This window comes from Schumannella luteola (assembly GCF_013408685.1).
In the GTDB taxonomy this organism is placed as follows: Bacteria; Actinomycetota; Actinomycetes; order Actinomycetales; family Microbacteriaceae; genus Schumannella; species Schumannella luteola.
The window spans coordinates 761,399-776,952 of the sequence record NZ_JACBZY010000001.1; the positions used below are offsets into that span (position 1 = coordinate 761,399).

At 67.8% G+C, this 15,554-nt stretch carries 15 protein-coding genes; 8 read left to right on the top strand and 7 right to left on the bottom strand.

The window, feature by feature from the left end:
• The 6 genes from gyrB to dnaA all read right to left on the bottom strand — a co-directional run bounded on the left by gyrB (position 1) and on the right by dnaA (position 8,097).
• On the bottom strand, positions 1–2,034 hold the full coding sequence (gene gyrB, locus BJ979_RS03395) for a DNA topoisomerase (ATP-hydrolyzing) subunit B (protein ID WP_179565188.1): 2,034 nt from the start codon (positions 2,032–2,034) through the stop codon (positions 1–3).
• Positions 2,035–2,186: 152 nt separating this feature from the next.
• Positions 2,187–2,783, bottom strand: a complete 597-nt coding sequence (locus BJ979_RS03400) for a DciA family protein (RefSeq protein WP_179565190.1) — start codon at positions 2,781–2,783, stop codon at positions 2,187–2,189.
• A complete protein-coding gene (recF, locus tag BJ979_RS03405; RefSeq protein ID WP_179565192.1) occupies positions 2,776–3,936 on the bottom strand; it encodes a DNA replication/repair protein RecF in 1,161 nt (386 codons plus the stop codon). The genes BJ979_RS03400 and recF overlap by 8 nt, the downstream gene beginning before the upstream one ends.
• Before the next feature lie 22 nt (positions 3,937–3,958).
• A complete protein-coding gene (gene gnd, locus BJ979_RS03410) occupies positions 3,959–4,846 on the bottom strand; it encodes a phosphogluconate dehydrogenase (NAD(+)-dependent, decarboxylating) (protein WP_484592900.1) in 888 nt (295 codons plus the stop codon).
• Between the two features lie 107 nt (positions 4,847–4,953).
• Positions 4,954–6,099 (bottom strand): DNA polymerase III subunit beta, encoded by a 1,146-nt coding sequence (gene dnaN, locus BJ979_RS03415; protein WP_179565196.1) that lies wholly within the window; start codon positions 6,097–6,099, stop codon positions 4,954–4,956.
• Between the two features lie 576 nt (positions 6,100–6,675).
• A complete protein-coding gene (gene dnaA / locus BJ979_RS03420) occupies positions 6,676–8,097 on the bottom strand; it encodes a chromosomal replication initiator protein DnaA (RefSeq protein WP_179565198.1) in 1,422 nt (473 codons plus the stop codon).
• A 336-nt stretch (positions 8,098–8,433) separates the two neighbouring features.
• Between dnaA and rpmH the strand changes: the two genes are divergently transcribed.
• The 5 genes from rpmH to BJ979_RS03445 are packed head-to-tail and all read left to right on the top strand — an operon-like array spanning position 8,434 to position 10,808.
• Complete coding sequence (rpmH, locus tag BJ979_RS03425; RefSeq protein ID WP_026940492.1) at positions 8,434–8,571, top strand: 50S ribosomal protein L34; 138 nt, start codon at positions 8,434–8,436, stop codon at positions 8,569–8,571.
• 19 nt (positions 8,572–8,590) lie between these two features.
• Positions 8,591–8,932, top strand: a complete 342-nt coding sequence (locus BJ979_RS03430) for a ribonuclease P protein component (protein WP_179565200.1) — start codon at positions 8,591–8,593, stop codon at positions 8,930–8,932.
• On the top strand, positions 8,929–9,261 hold the full coding sequence (yidD, locus tag BJ979_RS03435; RefSeq protein WP_179565202.1) for a membrane protein insertion efficiency factor YidD: 333 nt from the start codon (positions 8,929–8,931) through the stop codon (positions 9,259–9,261). Before BJ979_RS03430 ends, yidD begins: the two co-directional genes overlap by 4 nt.
• 9 nt (positions 9,262–9,270) lie before the next feature.
• Positions 9,271–10,263, top strand: coding sequence for a membrane protein insertase YidC (yidC, locus tag BJ979_RS03440; protein ID WP_179565204.1), 993 nt, complete (start codon positions 9,271–9,273; stop codon positions 10,261–10,263).
• Entirely contained in the window at positions 10,260–10,808 is a 549-nt protein-coding gene (locus tag BJ979_RS03445) for a Jag family protein (RefSeq protein WP_179565206.1), read from the top strand. The genes yidC and BJ979_RS03445 overlap by 4 nt, the downstream gene beginning before the upstream one ends.
• Positions 10,809–10,940: 132 nt before the next feature.
• Here the strand turns inward: BJ979_RS03445 and BJ979_RS03450 are convergent, their stop codons facing one another.
• On the bottom strand, positions 10,941–11,627 hold the full coding sequence (locus tag BJ979_RS03450) for a GNAT family N-acetyltransferase (RefSeq protein WP_179565208.1): 687 nt from the start codon (positions 11,625–11,627) through the stop codon (positions 10,941–10,943).
• Between the two features lie 1,231 nt (positions 11,628–12,858).
• Here BJ979_RS03450 and rsmG point away from each other — a divergent pair.
• The 3 genes from rsmG (at position 12,859) to BJ979_RS03465 (ending at position 15,506) form a co-directional block, all read left to right on the top strand.
• Entirely contained in the window at positions 12,859–13,533 is a 675-nt protein-coding gene (rsmG, locus tag BJ979_RS03455) for a 16S rRNA (guanine(527)-N(7))-methyltransferase RsmG (RefSeq protein ID WP_179565210.1), read from the top strand.
• Positions 13,534–13,626: 93 nt separating this feature from the next.
• Complete coding sequence (locus tag BJ979_RS03460; protein WP_179565212.1) at positions 13,627–14,553, top strand: ParA family protein; 927 nt, start codon at positions 13,627–13,629, stop codon at positions 14,551–14,553.
• Positions 14,553–15,506, top strand: a complete 954-nt coding sequence (locus tag BJ979_RS03465; RefSeq protein WP_179565214.1) for a ParB/RepB/Spo0J family partition protein — start codon at positions 14,553–14,555, stop codon at positions 15,504–15,506. The genes BJ979_RS03460 and BJ979_RS03465 overlap by 1 nt, the downstream gene beginning before the upstream one ends.
• Positions 15,507–15,554 lie beyond the last annotated feature (48 nt).

Below are 15,554 nucleotides of genomic sequence, written 5' to 3' on the forward strand. Positions count from 1 at the left end.
TCAGATGTCGAGGAAGCGCACGTCCTTGGCGTTCTGCTGGATGAAGGTGCGGCGGGCATCGACGTCGTCGCCCATGAGGGTGGCGAAGATGCCGTCGGCGATGGCCGCGTCGTCGAGGGTGACCTGCTTGAGCGTGCGGGTCTCGGGGTTCATCGTCGTGTCCCACAGCTCCTGGTGGTTCATCTCGCCGAGGCCCTTGTAACGCTGCACGCCGTTCTCCTTGGGCAGGCGCTGGCCGGCGGCGGTGCCCTCCTTGATCACGGCGTCGCGCTCGCGGTCGGAGTAGACGTAGTCGTCCTCGTGGTTCGACCACTTGATGCGGTACAGCGGCGGCATCGCGAGGTAGACGTAGCCCATCTCGATCAGCGGGCGCATGTAGCGGAACAGCAGCGTCAGCAGCAGCGTGGTGATGTGCTGGCCGTCGACGTCGGCATCCGCCATGAGCACGATCTTGTGGTAGCGGGCCTTCTCGCCGTTGAAGTCCTCGCCGATGCCGGTGCCGAAGGCGGTGATCATCGCCTGGATCTCGGCGTTGCCGAGCGCGCGGTCGAGGCGGGCCTTCTCGACGTTGAGGATCTTGCCGCGCAGCGGCAGGATCGCCTGCGTCTCGGGGTTGCGACCGGTCTTGGCCGAGCCGCCGGCCGAGTCGCCCTCGACGAGGAAGATCTCGCTGCGCGACGGGTCCTTGCTCGAGCAGTCGCTGAGCTTGCCGGGCATGCCGCCGCCCTCGAGCAGTCCCTTGCGGCGGGTCTGCTCGCGCGCCTTGCGCGCGGCGAGACGGGCGGTCGCGGCCTGGATCGACTTGCGGATGACGTCGCGTGCCTGATTCGGGTTGCGCTCGAACCAGTCGGCGAGCTGGTCTCCGACCACGCGCTGCACGAACGACTTCGCCTCGGTGTTGCCGAGCTTGGTCTTCGTCTGGCCCTCGAACTGCGGTTCGCTGAGCTTGATCGAGATGACGGCGGTGAGGCCCTCGCGCACGTCGTCGCCGGAGAGGTTCTCGTCCTTCTCGCGCAGCAGGTTCTTCTCACGCGCGTAGCGGTTGACCAGCGTGGTCAGCGCCGCGCGGAAGCCCTCCTCGTGCGTGCCGCCCTCGTGCGTGTTGATCACGTTGGCGTAGGTGTGCACGCTCTCGCTGTACGCGGTCGTCCACTGCATCGCGATCTCGAGCGCCATCTTGCGCTCGGTGTCCTCCTGCTGGAAGGCGATGATCTCCGGGTGGATGACCTCCGACTTCTTGGCGGAGTTGAGGTACTCGACGTAGTCGACGAGACCCTGTTCGTAGAGGAAGTCGTCGTGGCGGGCGATGAGCGGCGCATCCGCCTCGTCCTCGGCCTTCGCGGCCGGGTCGGGGATGCGCGCATCCTCGCGCTCGTCGGTGAGGCGGATGCGCAGGCCCTTGTTGAGGAAGGCCATCTGCTGGAAGCGGGTGCGCAGCGTCTCGTAGTCGAACTCGACGGTCTCGAAGATGTCGGCGTTCGGCCAGAAGGTGATCGTGGTGCCGGTGTCGCTCTCGGGGATGCTGGCGCCCTGGGCGAGCGGCGCATCCGGCACGCCGTTCTGGTAGCTCTGCGTCCACGCGCTGCCCTGACGGTGCACCTCGACGTTCAGGCGGGTGGAGAGCGCGTTGACGACCGAGCTGCCGACGCCGTGCAGACCACCGGAGACGGCGTAACCGCCGCCGCCGAACTTGCCGCCGGCGTGCAGGATCGTGAGCACGACCTCGACGGTCGACTTCTTCTCGACCGGGTGCTCGTCGACGGGGATGCCGCGGCCGTTGTCGACGACGCGCACGCCGCCGTCGGCGAGGATCGTGACGTCGATGGTGTCGCAGTAGCCGGCGAGGGCCTCGTCGACGCTGTTGTCGACGATCTCCTGCACGAGGTGGTGCAGACCGCGCGGGCCGGTCGAGCCGATGTACATGCCGGGACGCTTGCGCACGGCCTCGAGACCCTCGAGGACCTGGATCGCGCTCGCGCCGTAGGTGTCGTCAGCCGACGCGGGGGCGCCCGCGTTCTGGTCAGAGGAGGTCATAGAGGAGTTTTCTCCTGGTGGCTGGAGGAGGATGCGCTCGTCGCGACGGGCGGATCCGAAGACCTCTCCAGTCTATCGCAGCGACCCCGTTCCGACCGGCGGAAACGGCCTTCTGAGCGCCTTTTCCGCGTCCAGAGACCGGATTTGCCTTCTCAGCCGTAGGTATCGCGCGGGCCACGGCCTGGAACGGCTCTGGGACCGTGTTTCCACGAGGGGGTGTCCGGCCCCAGAATCCGCACCTTGTCCACACCCGAGAGCGGATGCCGGTCCTCGATGGCCGCGACGATCGACGAGCGCATGAGTCCGAGCTGCTTCGCCCAGGCGGTCGAATCGCAGCGCACCGTCAACGTTCCCTCTTCCACCCCGACCGGTTCGGAGTGCTGCGCGGTGTCGGCGCCGACGATGCCGGGCCAGTCGATCATCAGCTCGCTGCGCGCCAGTGGCGACTCCCAGCCGAGCTGCGTCGTGAGCCGATCGAGCACGGCGTCGATGCCGTGCGGCTCGCGGCCGGGGCCGAAGGGGACGGTCGTCTGATCTTCGGCACGACGGGCTCGGCGGCGCGCATCCCGACCGGGGCGCCGCTCGCCCATCGCGGTGCGCACCCGCAGGTAGACCTGCACGTGCTCGGGCTGCGCGGGATCGATCTCGACCTCGTCGCGGCCGTCCGCCTCGGGGTCGGGGCCGGCATCGGGACCGGGCCGGGCTTCCGGGCCTCGCCCGACATGGTCCGTGTCGCGGCCGTCACTCATCGACGACCTCGCCGGCGCGGATGCGCAGCACGTTCTGCGCCAGCTCGACCGGCACATCCCCCTCGACCGCCGCGGTGATGATGACCTGCTCGAAATCGCCGATCGCCGAGGCCAGACGCGCGCGCCGGGTCTCGTCGAGCTCGGCGAAGACGTCGTCGAGGATCACGACCGGGTCGCCGGTCGGCGACTCGACGCGAAGGATGCCGGCCGCGGCCAGCTTGAGCGAGAGCGCGAACGACCAGCTCTCGCCGTGACTGGCATAGCCGCGCGCGGGCAGTCCGTTGAGCTCGAGCACGAGGTCGTCGCGGTGTGGCCCCGCGAGCGTGACGCCGCGGTCGATCTCCTGGCGGCGCAGTCGCGCGAGGCTCTCGCGGAAGGCCTCGGCCGCGACCTCGATCGTGACGCGGCGGTGCTCGCTGTCGGCCGCCGACGTCGGATCGTCCTCATCCGGAGAGGCGCCGAAGACGCTCATCCGCATGCCGAGGTCGGCCCGATGCTCGTCGCCGGCGATGGCCTTGTAGGCATCGGCGACGAAGGGACGCAGCCGCTCGACCAGCTCGAGTCGGGCCACGATGAGCTCGGCGCCGAAGGTGACGAGGCGCTCATCCCACACGTCGAGAGTCGAGAGATCGCCGCCGCGCGCCGCCGCCCGCGCGGTCTTGAGCAGCGTGTTGCGCTGCCGCAGCACCCGCTCGTAGTCGCCGACCACACCCGCGAGCCGCGGGGTGAGCTGGATGAGCAGCTGGTCGAGCATCCGCCGCCGGCCCGAGGGCTCGCCGCGCACGAGCGCGAGATCCTCCGGGGCGAAGAGCACCGTCGCGACGTGCCGCGGCAGATCCCGCGTCTTCGCCGGAGCCCGGTTCACCTGCGCGCGATTCGCGCCGGCCTTGTTGATCTGCAGCTCGACCAGCAGGCTGCGGTCGCCGTGCTGCAGGCGGGTGCGCACGATCGCCGACTCGCGTCCACTGCGCACGAGCGCCGCATCCGTCGACACGCGATGCGAGCCGAGCGTCGCCAGATAGCCGATCGCCTCGACGAGGTTCGTCTTGCCCTGGCCGTTGCGGCCGACGAGCAGATTCGGACCCGGATGCAGCTGCACCTCCGCCTCCGCGTAGTTGCGGAAGTCGGTGAGCTGCAGATGGGAGACGATCACGACGACCCCGCCGGGGCCGGGATCACGCCGAGCGCACCGCGTGCCCGCCGAACTGCTTGCGCAGCGCGGCGACGGCCTTCATCGAGGGCGAGTCCTCCTGGCGCGACACGAAGCGCGCGAAGATCGACGCCGAGATCGCGGGCATCGGCACCGCGTGGTCGAGCGCCTCCTGCACGGTCCAGCGGCCCTCGCCCGAATCCTCGACGAAGCCCTCGATGTCATCCAGACCCGGGTCTTCCTTCAGGGCCTTGACCAGCAGGTCGAGCAGCCAGCTGCGCACGACCGTGCCGCGCTGCCAGGCCTCGAAGACGCCGGTGACGTCGTGGATGAGGTCGCTGCGGGCGGCGAGCAGCTCGTAGCCCTCGGCGAGGGCCTGCATCTGCGCGTACTCGATGCCGTTGTGCACCATCTTCGCGTAGTGGCCGGCGCCGATCGGGCCGGCGTGCACGAATCCCTCGGCGCGCGGACCCTCCGGACGCAGCGCGTCGAAGACCGGTGCGGCGAACTCGATGTCGGCCTTCTCGCCGCCGGCCATGAGTCCGTAGCCGTTGTCGAGACCCCAGATGCCGCCCGAGACGCCGCAGTCGGCGTAGCGCACGCCCTTCGCGGCGGCCTGCTCGGCGTGACGGGCGTCATCCACGAAGCGCGAGTTGCCGCCGTCGATGAGCAGATCGCCCTCGTCCATGACCTCGAGCAGGTCGGTGACGACCGAATCGGTGACCTTGCCCGAGGGCACCATGATCCAGATCAGACGCGGCGCGGGAACCGCGGCCATGAGCGCGGGCAGATCGGGCACATCGGTGACGGCCGGATTCGGGTCGTAGCCGGTGACCTCCACGCCGCCGCGGCGCAGACGCTCCCGCATGTTGCCGCCCATCTTGCCGAGGCCGACGAGTCCGATGTGCATCATGCGCTCCTCACTGGCGGGGTCCCCGCCGTCGGGCTGAGTGGCTCGATGCTGACCAGGTCAGCAGGGGTCGCTCCGGGTGTGGTGGTGGATGCCGGGCGAGCCCCGGCTCAGCGCAGCAGCAGGTTCGGCTGCAGCAGGTACTTGTAGTCGTCGCTGCCCGGCTGGTCCTTCGACGACTGGCTGGTGATGAGCACCGGGCCCGGCTTGTTCGGGTTCTCGGTCTTCGTGAACGAGACGCGCACGAACTCCGAGTGCACCGCGCTCAGCGCATCGAGCAGGAACGACGGCTTGAGCGACACGACCGTGTCCTCGCCGTGCAGGTGCGCGTCGATGGTCTCCGACGCCTGGGCCTGCTCGGCGCCGGCGGCCTCGAGCGTGAGTCCGTCGATCGAGAAGCTGAAGCGCAGGGCCGCCTCGCGCTCGAGCACGAGGGCGACGCGACGCACCGCATCCACCAGCTCGGCCGTGTTGAGCACGGCGTAGTTGTCGACCGTGTCGGGGAAGAGGCGGCGCACGGGCGGGAAGTTGCCCTTGATGAGCAGCGAGGTGACGGTGCGCTTCTCGCTGCTGAAGGCGATGAGCTCGCGGTCGTCGCCGCGCACGATCGACACCGAGACGGTGCCGGCGTGGCCGAAGGTCTTGCCGATCTCGCTGAGGGTGCGGGCCGGGACGAGCGCGGTCGTGCCCTCAGCCGAGGTCTGGCCTGAATCCCAGTCGATCGCGCGGATCGCGACGCGGTAGCGGTCGGTGGCGACGAGCGAGAGCGAGTTCTCGCCGACCTCGAGCTGCACGCCGGTGATGACGGGGGTGACATCGTCGCGGGAGGCGGCGACCGCGACCTGCGCGACGGCGGCGGCGAAGTCGTCGGCCGGCAGCACACCGGTCTGCTCGGTGACCTGCGGCAGGGTCGGGTACTCCTCGACCGGCATGCTCAGCAGGGTGAAGCGGGCGGAGCCGCAGCTCACCGCGATCTTGTTGTCGACCTTCTCGAACACGACCGGGGCGTTCGGCAGGCGGCTCGCGATGTCGGCGAGCAGGCGACCGGAGACGAGCGCGGTGCCGGCCTCATCCACCTCAGAGGGGATCTCGGTCTGCGACGACACCTCGTAGTCGAACGACGAGAGCGTGAGCGAGCCGTCTTCGGCGCTGAGCAGCACTCCACTGAGGATCGGCTGCGTCGTGCGCTGCGGGAGCAGCTTCACCGCGAACGAGACCGCCTCGGCGAAGACGTCGCGGTTGACCTGGAACTTCACGAGAGGCACTCCCTGTCCCCGGATGACGGTGATCGAACGATGTTTGCAGAGCGATCCTGTCACACGGGGAGCCCTGCTCGGCCTGCGAAGACCGAGCGAAGGCGTTCAGCGCCGGCGCGAGTCGACCCGACCGGGTCGAGGTTGTGGATTCGCGAATCGGATATCTGTCTCTGTCATCTTCTTAACAGCTGTGGAGAATGTGGATAACTCGGTGGACAGCCGCGTTAAGCAGGGAACTACAACCTTGGAACTTGTGAGCGGACTGTCGAGAGTCGAGCCCTCGGATGTGGACGGAGATTCTTGTCATTCGGCGCTCTCCACAGGATCTCGCTTAACGCTCACATCCTGAGCGGCGGTTCTCCACAGTTATCCACAGGCATTCCACACTGTGAGCATTAACCCCGTCTTCGGGGGGTCGAAACCTCGGGCCCGGGCGCGTCGCGACGATCCGAGCACGCACCCGCGACCGCGACAGCGGTTCGCTGCGTGACGCAGAAGAGCCCGCCGGCGCTGTCGCGCGGGCGGGCTCATCGGGTGCGGTGGAGACGACGTGCTGCGCACGCGACGACCCGAGCGTCAGATCTTGTACCGCTGCTCCTGCTTGATGCGGTTCGTCAGCTCGGTCACCTGGTTGTAGATCGAGCGGCGCTCCTTCATGAGTTCGCTGATCTTCTTGTTCGCGTACATGACCGTGGTGTGGTCGCGGTTGCCGAACAGCTGCCCGATCTTCGGCAGCGACAGGCTCGTCAGCTCGCGGCACAGGTACATCGCGATCTGCCGCGCCGTCGCGATCGCCTGCGACCGGCTCGAGCCGTAGAGGTCGTCGACCGAGAGCTTGAAGTAGTCGGCGGTGTTGTTGATGATGTCGACCGGCGAGATGACGTTGTCCTCGTCGAGGGTGATCAGATCCTTGAGCACCGTCTGCACCAGCTGCAGATCGATGGGCGTCTTGTTGAGCGACGCGAACGCCGTGACGCGGATCAGGGTGCCCTCGAGCTCGCGGATGTTCGACGACACCTTCGTGGCGATGAACTCGAGGATGTCGTCGGGGATCTGCAGCTTCTCGCTCTGCGCCTTCTTGCGCAGGATCGCGATGCGCGTCTCGCGGTCGGGCACCTGCACGTCGGTGATGAGGCCCCACTCGAAGCGCGACCGCATCCGGTCTTCGAAGCCGGTCAGGTGCTTCGGCGCGAGATCGCTCGTGATCACGACCTGCTTGGAGTGGTCGTGCAGCGTGTTGAAGGTGTGGAAGAACGCCTCCTGCGTCTCCACCGCGCGCTGCAGGAACTGGATGTCGTCGATCAGCAGGATGTCGATGTCGCGATAGCGCGACTGGAACTGCGACGAGCGGTTGTTCGCGATCGAGTTGATGAAGTCGTTCGTGAACTCCTCCGAGCTCACGTAGCGCACGCGGATGCCGGGGTAGAGGTTCTCGGCGTAGTGGCCGATCGCGTGCAGCAGGTGCGTCTTGCCCAGACCCGAATCGCCGTAGATGAAGAGCGGGTTGTAGGCCTTCGCCGGCGCCTCGGCCACGGCGACCGCGGCGGCGTGGGCGAAGCGGTTCGATCCGCCGATGACGAAGTTGTCGAAGTTGTACTTGGCGTTGAGCCGGCTGTCGGAGCGGCGACCGGGCTCGGCGGCCGGAGCTTCGACGGAAGAGTGACGAGGCTCCCGGTCACGATCGGCGACGGCCGGAGCGACCGGCTTCAGCACCTCGGTGTGGATCTCGGGGTTGACCACGATCGCGAAGTTCGAGACCTCATCGGCGTCGTCGACCTCCACGCTTGAGAGCGCCTCGAGCAGGGGGACTCGGATGCGCTGCTCGAGCATCGACCGCGTCAGATCGTTCGGCACTTCGAGGTAGATGGTGCCGGCGAGCACGCCCTTCGGCTCGACCAGGTTGAGGAAGCCGTGCAGCTGCGGCGTGATCCGGTGATCCTCCTCCAGGTGCTCCCGCACTGCGCGCCAGAGCTGGAGGGTGGGATCGATGTCGGACATGGTGCCTTTCGCGCTGTGGACCTGAGAACGCCGCCCGCGACGCTCCGAGCGCGCAGGGTTATCCACAGGATTATCCACGGTTGTGGGTTGCTGTGGAAACGCGAGATGGTCGCGACCGGGGGTCGCGCGACTTCGGATCACCTTAGGTGGACGCGGCGCGTCGCTGCCAGTGCTGAGGCCGGATCGGGTAGAGGATGCAGGGTTGACCCGGAGCCCTTTTGACCGAAGCGCTTCGGCGGGCTAGATTAACCCGGTTGACTTCGGACTCGCGTGTACGCGGGCCCGTTCCCATTTCTTCCCGGTCGTTCCGCGTCGCCGGGCAACGGAGATACGACTATGAGCAAGCGAACCTTCCAGCCGAACAACCGCCGCCGCGCCAAGGTGCACGGCTTCCGTCTGCGCATGCGCACCCGCGCCGGCCGCGCGATCCTGGCGAACCGCCGTCGCAAGGGCCGCACCGAGCTCAGCGCGTAAGACCTCACCGGTCGACTCCGTGCTCGCCCGGGCCAACCGCGTCATCACCGCCGACGAATTCCGTCGAGCCGTGCGTCGCGGTCGCCGGACGGCCACGCCGATCGCGGTGTACCACCGCATCGAGCTCGGGGACGATCATCCAGCTCGCTTCGGGTTCATCATCACCCGAGCCGTCGGAACCGCCGTGCACCGCAACAAGCTGCGCCGGCGGTTTCGTGCGATCGGGCGAGAACTGGTGGATGAGGGCGCCCGTGGCGGCGACATCGTCGTGCGTGCGCTGCCCGGCAGTGCCGAGCAGGACTGGACCGCGATCCGCGACGACATGCGCGGCGCGCTGGTCGGGAAGCTGATCCGCTCATGAGCGATCAGGTCTCCCCCGCCCGTCGAGTGCTCACGACCGTGATGCTCGTGCCGCGCAACGTCTGCGTCGTGGTTCTGCGCATCTACCGGGCGGTCATCTCGCCGCTCTACGGTCAGGTCTGCAGGTACTACCCCAGCTGCTCGGCCTACGCTCTGGAGGCGATCCAGCGTCACGGCGTCATCCGCGGCGTGTGGCTCGGCTCGAAGCGCATCGCCCGCTGCCACCCGTGGGCGGCCGGCGGCGTCGACGACGTGCCCGGTCACTTCGCACCACCCCGCTACCGCATCACCCGCTTCGGATTCGTCGTCGCGGGAACAGGAAAGGCCTGACCCTCCCCTATGGATATCGGCTCCTTCTTCCAGACGCTGCTGACACCCATCAAATGGGTGATCGAGGCGCTTCTGGTCGGATTCCACTGGCTGCTCACCACGCTCGGGATGAACCCGGCCGGCGGCCTCACCTGGGTTCTCTCGATCGTCGGCCTCGTGCTCGTCGTGCGTGCCCTGCTCATCCCGATCTTCGTGCGCCAGATCAAGAGCCAGCGCAAGATGCTCGAGGTCGCGCCGCAGCTCAAGAAGATCCAGGACAAGTACAAGGGCAAGAAGGACCAGTTCTCGCGCGAGGCCATGCAGCGCGAGACCATGGAGCTCTACCGCAAGGCCGGAACGTCGCCGTTCTCCTCGTGCCTTCCGTTGCTGATCCAGATGCCGATCTTCTTCAGCCTGTTCTCGGTGCTGAACGAGGCCCGCAACGACAAGGCCGGTGTCGGCCTGCTGACCCGTGAGCTGTCGGACCAGTTCTACAACGCCGAGCTCTTCCCCGGCGCCGGCCTCAAGTTCAGCATCCAGTCGGCTCTCGAGCACAACCCGGTGCTGTGGCCCGTCGTCATCCTCGCGGCCGTCATGGTCGTCGCGATGACCGCCTCGCAGTTCGTCACTCAGCTTCAGATCATGGCGAAGAACCAGTCGCCGGAGATGAAGGAGAGCCCGATGTTCCGGCAGCAGCGCATCCTGCTGTACATCCTGCCGCTGGTCTTCGCGTTCTCGGGCTTCGCCTTCCCCATCGGCGTCATGTTCTACTGGCTGACCTCGAACGTCTGGACGATGATCCAGCAGTTCCTCGTCATCCGGAACATGCCGACCCCCGGCAGCGAGGCCGCCCTGGCCCGTGAGGCGCGACTCGCGAAGCGCGCCCGCCGCAAGATGGGTGAGGATGCTGCCGCACTCGAGGCCGCGGAGGCCGCCGAGCAGGAGACCAAGAAGGCGACCACCCAGCGGCAGCAGCCGGTGGGCAAGTCGCGCGCCAAGAAGAGCGGTGGGAACAAGCGATGACCGACGAGAACACGACCCTGCAGGGCGAGGCCGTCCAGAGCGAGACGGTCACCGCCGTCGAGACTCCGGAGTCGGCGACCGACACCGAGCAGCAGCTTGTCGAAGAAGGCGACATCGCCGCTGACTACATCGAGGAGCTGCTCGATATCGCCGATCTCGATGGCGACCTCGACATCGACGTGCGTGCCGGCCGCGCCTACCTCTCGGTGAGCTCCGATGAGGAGGACGCCCTGCGCACCCTCTCGAAGCCGGACACCGTGTCGGCCCTGCAGGAGCTGACGCGTCTCGCGGTGCAGAGCAAGACCGGTCGCTTCTCGCGGCTCATCCTCGACGTCGGCGGATCCCGCGATGCTCGCGCTGACGAGCTGAGCGCGCTGGTGGATGCTGCCGTCGCGCGCATCGAGGCCGGCGCCGCATCGGCATCCCTGCCGCCGATGTCGAGCTACGAGCGCAAGCTCGTTCACGACCTCGTCGGCGAGCGTGGTTACACCTCGGAGTCGGAGGGCGAAGGTCGCGATCGCCACACGGTGGTCCGCAAAGCCTGATCGCACTCCCCCGCTTGGGCGGGTGAAGGTCTCGAGCGGGGCGATGTTTCACGTGAAACATCGCCCCGCTTTCGTCTGTCATCGGCATCGTGCGTCGATCCGACGCCGTGCGGCCCTGCTGCGTCTCATCGATCAGCTCTCGGATGACCTCTCGGCATTCGCTGCCCCGAGCAGCTCGTGTCGGGCGGCATCGGCCCCCGCGACGTCGAGTTCCCAGTGCGGGCGGATGAACTCCGACCGTGAGACCCGAAGATCGGTCTGCGTCTCCGGCGTGCCCGGTCGCGATTCCGTCGCCTGATGGCCGACCTCGCGATAGCCGAGCCTCGCCGAGACCGTCAGCGATGCGGTGTTCCAATCGAGCGCGTTCGTCTCCGCGACTTCGGCCCCGAGTTCATCGAACGCGAACAGCAGCAGTGCGGCGCGCATCTCCCGCCCGAATCCCCTCCCCTGCTGCGATGCGCTCAGCCAGGATCCGCTCACGACGGTGCGCCGGGTCGGGAACTCGCGCGCATGCACCTCCTGGATTCCGATCGGGCAGCCGTCATGTAGCACAGCGAAGGCGATGACCCAGTGCGCTGGCGAAGACTGGGACCGAAGACTCCAGTGGTAGGTCGTGAGGTTGTGCGCGAGCTGCGCGGGGTCGGCGTCGGTCCACGGCGTATCGAAGGGCATGCGCTCGGCCGGATGGACACCGGCGACGGCCGCATCGACGAGGGCGGGCATGTGCTCGTCGCGGATCGGTGTGAGCTGCAGTCGCGGCGTCGTGAGCTTCAGGGTGAAGAGCGGCCAGATGGACTCGAGCGTCGACGGCGTCGTCATGGAGTCACGGTAGCGGTGCGGGTCGAGAGGCGGTTCGTGTGCGGACCGTTCGGCCGGTAGCCACTGACATCACGTGATCGGGGATCTCGCGACTGCGTGTCGCCTCGTCGCGGGTGGGATCGATCGTGGACTGGTGACGCAGCGGCATGCCGTGGGTTTGGCACTGCCGAGTTGCCGGCTATTGGCAAGGTGCTGGGCGACGGAGTCGTTCGTAGCGCGGAGTGCGGGTGGCGCGACACAGGTGAGGGCGTCGGTCGACGCACCGGATGGCGTCACGGGGTCGGCATCGCTCCGGCTCAGAGTCGATCCAATCCGGCAGTCCGCCGGGTTGTGAGACTCATGAAGGCAGTGGGGCAATTGCTCATGCGCATGCCCGTCGCCCGATGGCAGAGGGGGCGTGCTCCCCGGCGGCGGGTGGGATGGCGTCAGTCCGCGGAGTTTGACCGGAGAGGCGATCGTTCTGCACGAGACGACGACGGGCAGTGGTGGAGCCGGGTTCCTGTTCGGTGAGCAGGAACGGACTGTGGCTGGTTGGCGCTCCGATACTGCTGGCGCAGAGGACCGCGTCGCCGGCTGCCGGCGAACCCGCGCCGACGCTCGTTGCTCGGCTATTTGGTTATCCGATGCTCGGACGGCATGAGTCCCAATGTGGTCAGGGACAGCGAGGGTGCGCACCAGGCCGACCGCGGTTGTCGATGTTTCACGTGAAACATCGATAGCGGCTACCACCGAGAACGGGCAGTAGTCGAGGCGTGGCGATCTCCTGAAGTCACGAGCTCGCCGGATCGCGAGGATGGACTGGTCGGATGCCGGCGACGCGGTGCTCTGGTCACTCCGCTAGGAACGTGTTGCACGTGACTCGTCGGGTTCGGTGCATCTGTCGCGCGATTCGCGTCGGACGAAGACCCGTCGTGCCGGAACTCTGGTGTCCTCCGCGCCGCGCGGCGCGGCATGGATCACGTTCGAGTCAGGCGCCGTCGCGGTGTTGCCACCCGCCGTCAAGGCACAGGGCGCCGGTCGGCGCAGCCGAGCACGCGGGCCTGCTGGATCACAGGATGTTTCACGTGAGACGTCGTGATGTGCCGCGGCGGGCGACAGATGCCTGCTCGCGAACGAGGAAGTCGACGCCCGGTACCCTCGGAGAAGCAGATCACCGACTGGCATCACCGGCCTGCTCCTGCCGCCGCCCCCTTGTCGGTGTGCCGCTCCCTCCGAAGAAGCACGAGAGATCATGACCGACCACTCCCCCGCCTCCGATGAGGCCGCAGCCGCGGTCGTTGCCGTTCCGGAGCCGGAGCCCGAATCGGCGGCGCGCCTCTTCGACGATCGGATCGATCTCGCTCGCTCGTTCACCGCAGAACTCGTGGCGCGGGGTGAGGAGCTCGGGCTGATCGGGCCGATCGAGCTGCCCCGCATCTGGACCCGGCACATCCTGAACTCGGTCGTGGTCGCTCCCCTGCTGCCCGAGGGCGCGCGCGTCGGCGACATCGGCAGCGGGGCCGGCCTCCCTGGGCTGGTGCTGGCGATCGCTCGTCCGGATGTGACGATGGTGCTGATCGAGCCGATGGAACGCCGGGTCGAGTGGCTTCGTTCTGAGAGCGAGCGGCTCGGCCTCGACAACGTCGAGGTCGTTCGTGCGCGTGCAGAGGAAGTCGGGCGCGAGCTCGACCTGTCACAGGTGACGGCTCGCGCGGTGAGCGCCCTGTCGAAGCTGATTCCGATTACGCGACCGCTCATCGACGTCGGCGGCCAGCTCGTCTTCCTCAAGGGAGCTCGCGTTCACGACGAGATCGAGGCGGCGCAGAAGCAGATCCGCAAGGCGCGCCTCGATGAGGTCGAGGTGCTCGAGCTCGGCGCTGGGGATGTGTCCGAGGTCACGCGCGTCTTTCGAGCTACAGTGGTCTAGGCCGGCTTCAGGGCGCATCCGCTCCCTCGCCGGTCTCGTGTTTCACGTGAAACATCGCATCCCACCACTGTTTTCAGGAGGACGAGCGCGCCGGTGAACTCTCCCAACGCCAGCTCCCCCGCCTCCGGCGGATACGACGCATCCACTCCCCTCGCTCGCGAGATCGCCGACCTCACCCGTCGCCGCATCGCCCTCGCTGAGCAGGTGCTGCCCAAGCCTTCGCGTCCTCGCGTGCTCACGGTCGCGAACCAGAAGGGCGGCGTCGGCAAGACGACGACGACCGTCAATCTCGCCGCTGCTCTCGCGCGCGCCGGGATGCGCGTGCTCGTGATCGATCTCGATCCGCAGGGCAACGCCTCGACGGCGCTCGGTGTCGAGCACCGCGCCGACACCCCGAGCGTCTACGACGTGCTCATCAATGAGGCGCCGATCGACGACGTCGTGCAGCCGAGCCCCGAGTCGCCCAACCTGCTCTGCGTGCCCGCGACCATCCACCTCGCCGGTGCCGAGATCGAGCTCGTCTCGCTCGTCGCGCGCGAGCAGCGTCTGCGCGGCGCCATCCAGGACTACTTCGAAGAGGTCGACCAGCCGATCGACTTCGTCTTCATCGACTGCCCGCCGTCGCTCGGACTTCTGACGATCAACGCCTTCGTCGCCGCCCGCGAGGTGCTCATCCCGATCCAGTGCGAGTACTACGCGCTCGAGGGACTCAGCCAGCTGCTCGACAACATCAAGCTCGTCGGCCGCCACCTCAACCCCGAGCTCGTGGTCTCGACGATCCTGCTCACGATGTACGACTCGCGCACCAACCTGGCGAACCAGGTCGTCGAGGATGTGCGCACGCACTTCCCCGAGCAGGTGCTCGACTCGCTCATCCCCCGCTCGGTTCGCATCTCGGAGGCCCCGAGCTACGGCCAGACCGTCGTGGGCTACGACCTGAACTCCGCCGGCTCGCTCTCCTATCGCGAAGCTGCCGGTGAGATCGCTCTGAGGGGCGAACCGCGACGAGGAGACAGCTGATGGCGACCAAGAGAACCGGTCTGGGGCGCGGAATCGGTGCGCTCATCCCCACCAGCGGCTCTGAGAGCCGCCCGGTGGACGTCTTCTTCCCCGCTCCGGCCGCCCCGAAGCAGGAGGATGGCGCTCTGGTGGCCGTTCCGGGCGCTCGTCTGGCATCCCTGTCGCCCGACGACATCGTGCCGAACGCTGTCCAGCCCCGCACCGAGTTCCGCGAAGAGGAGCTGAACGAGCTCATCACCTCGGTGCGCGAGTTCGGCGTGCTGCAGCCGATCGTGGTGCGCCCTCGCACGAACGCCGTCGAGGGCGAGCCGCAGTACGAGCTCATCATGGGCGAGCGTCGACTGCGCGCCACCAAGGCCTCGGGCCGTGATCGCATCCCCGCGATCATCCGCGATACCGCGGATGAGGACATGTTGCGGGACGCTCTTCTCGAGAACCTGCACCGAGCGCAGCTCAATCCGCTCGAAGAGGCGTCGGCCTACCAGCAGCTGCTCGAGGACTTCGGCATCACGCAGGAGCAGCTCGCCGAGCGCATCGGCCGCTCGCGTCCGCAGATCAGCAACACGCTGCGCCTGCTGCGCCTGCCCGAGAGCGTGCAGACCCGCGTCGCCGCCGGCGTGCTCAGCGCCGGACACGCCCGCGCGATCCTCAGCGCCGGCGAGCCGGCTGCGATGCAGAAGCTCGCCGACAAGATCGTCGACCAGGAGCTGTCGGTGCGCGCCGCTGAGGCGCTGGCCGGCGAGACCTCGCCGAAGAAGCAGCGCGCCGCCCGTCCGAACGCCGGTCGGCATCAGGGCGGTCTCGACGAGATCGCCGAGGCCTTCGGCGACCGCCTGAACACCCGCGTGAAGATCAGCCTCGGTCGCAGCAAGGGTCAGATCGTGATCGATTTCGCGACCGTCGGCGACCTCAACCGCATCCTCGCCGAGCTCGGGCAAGACGGATTCCGCTAGCGGAATAAGCCCAGTTCAGGGCGCACTTTCACGACCGCGTACGGCCTG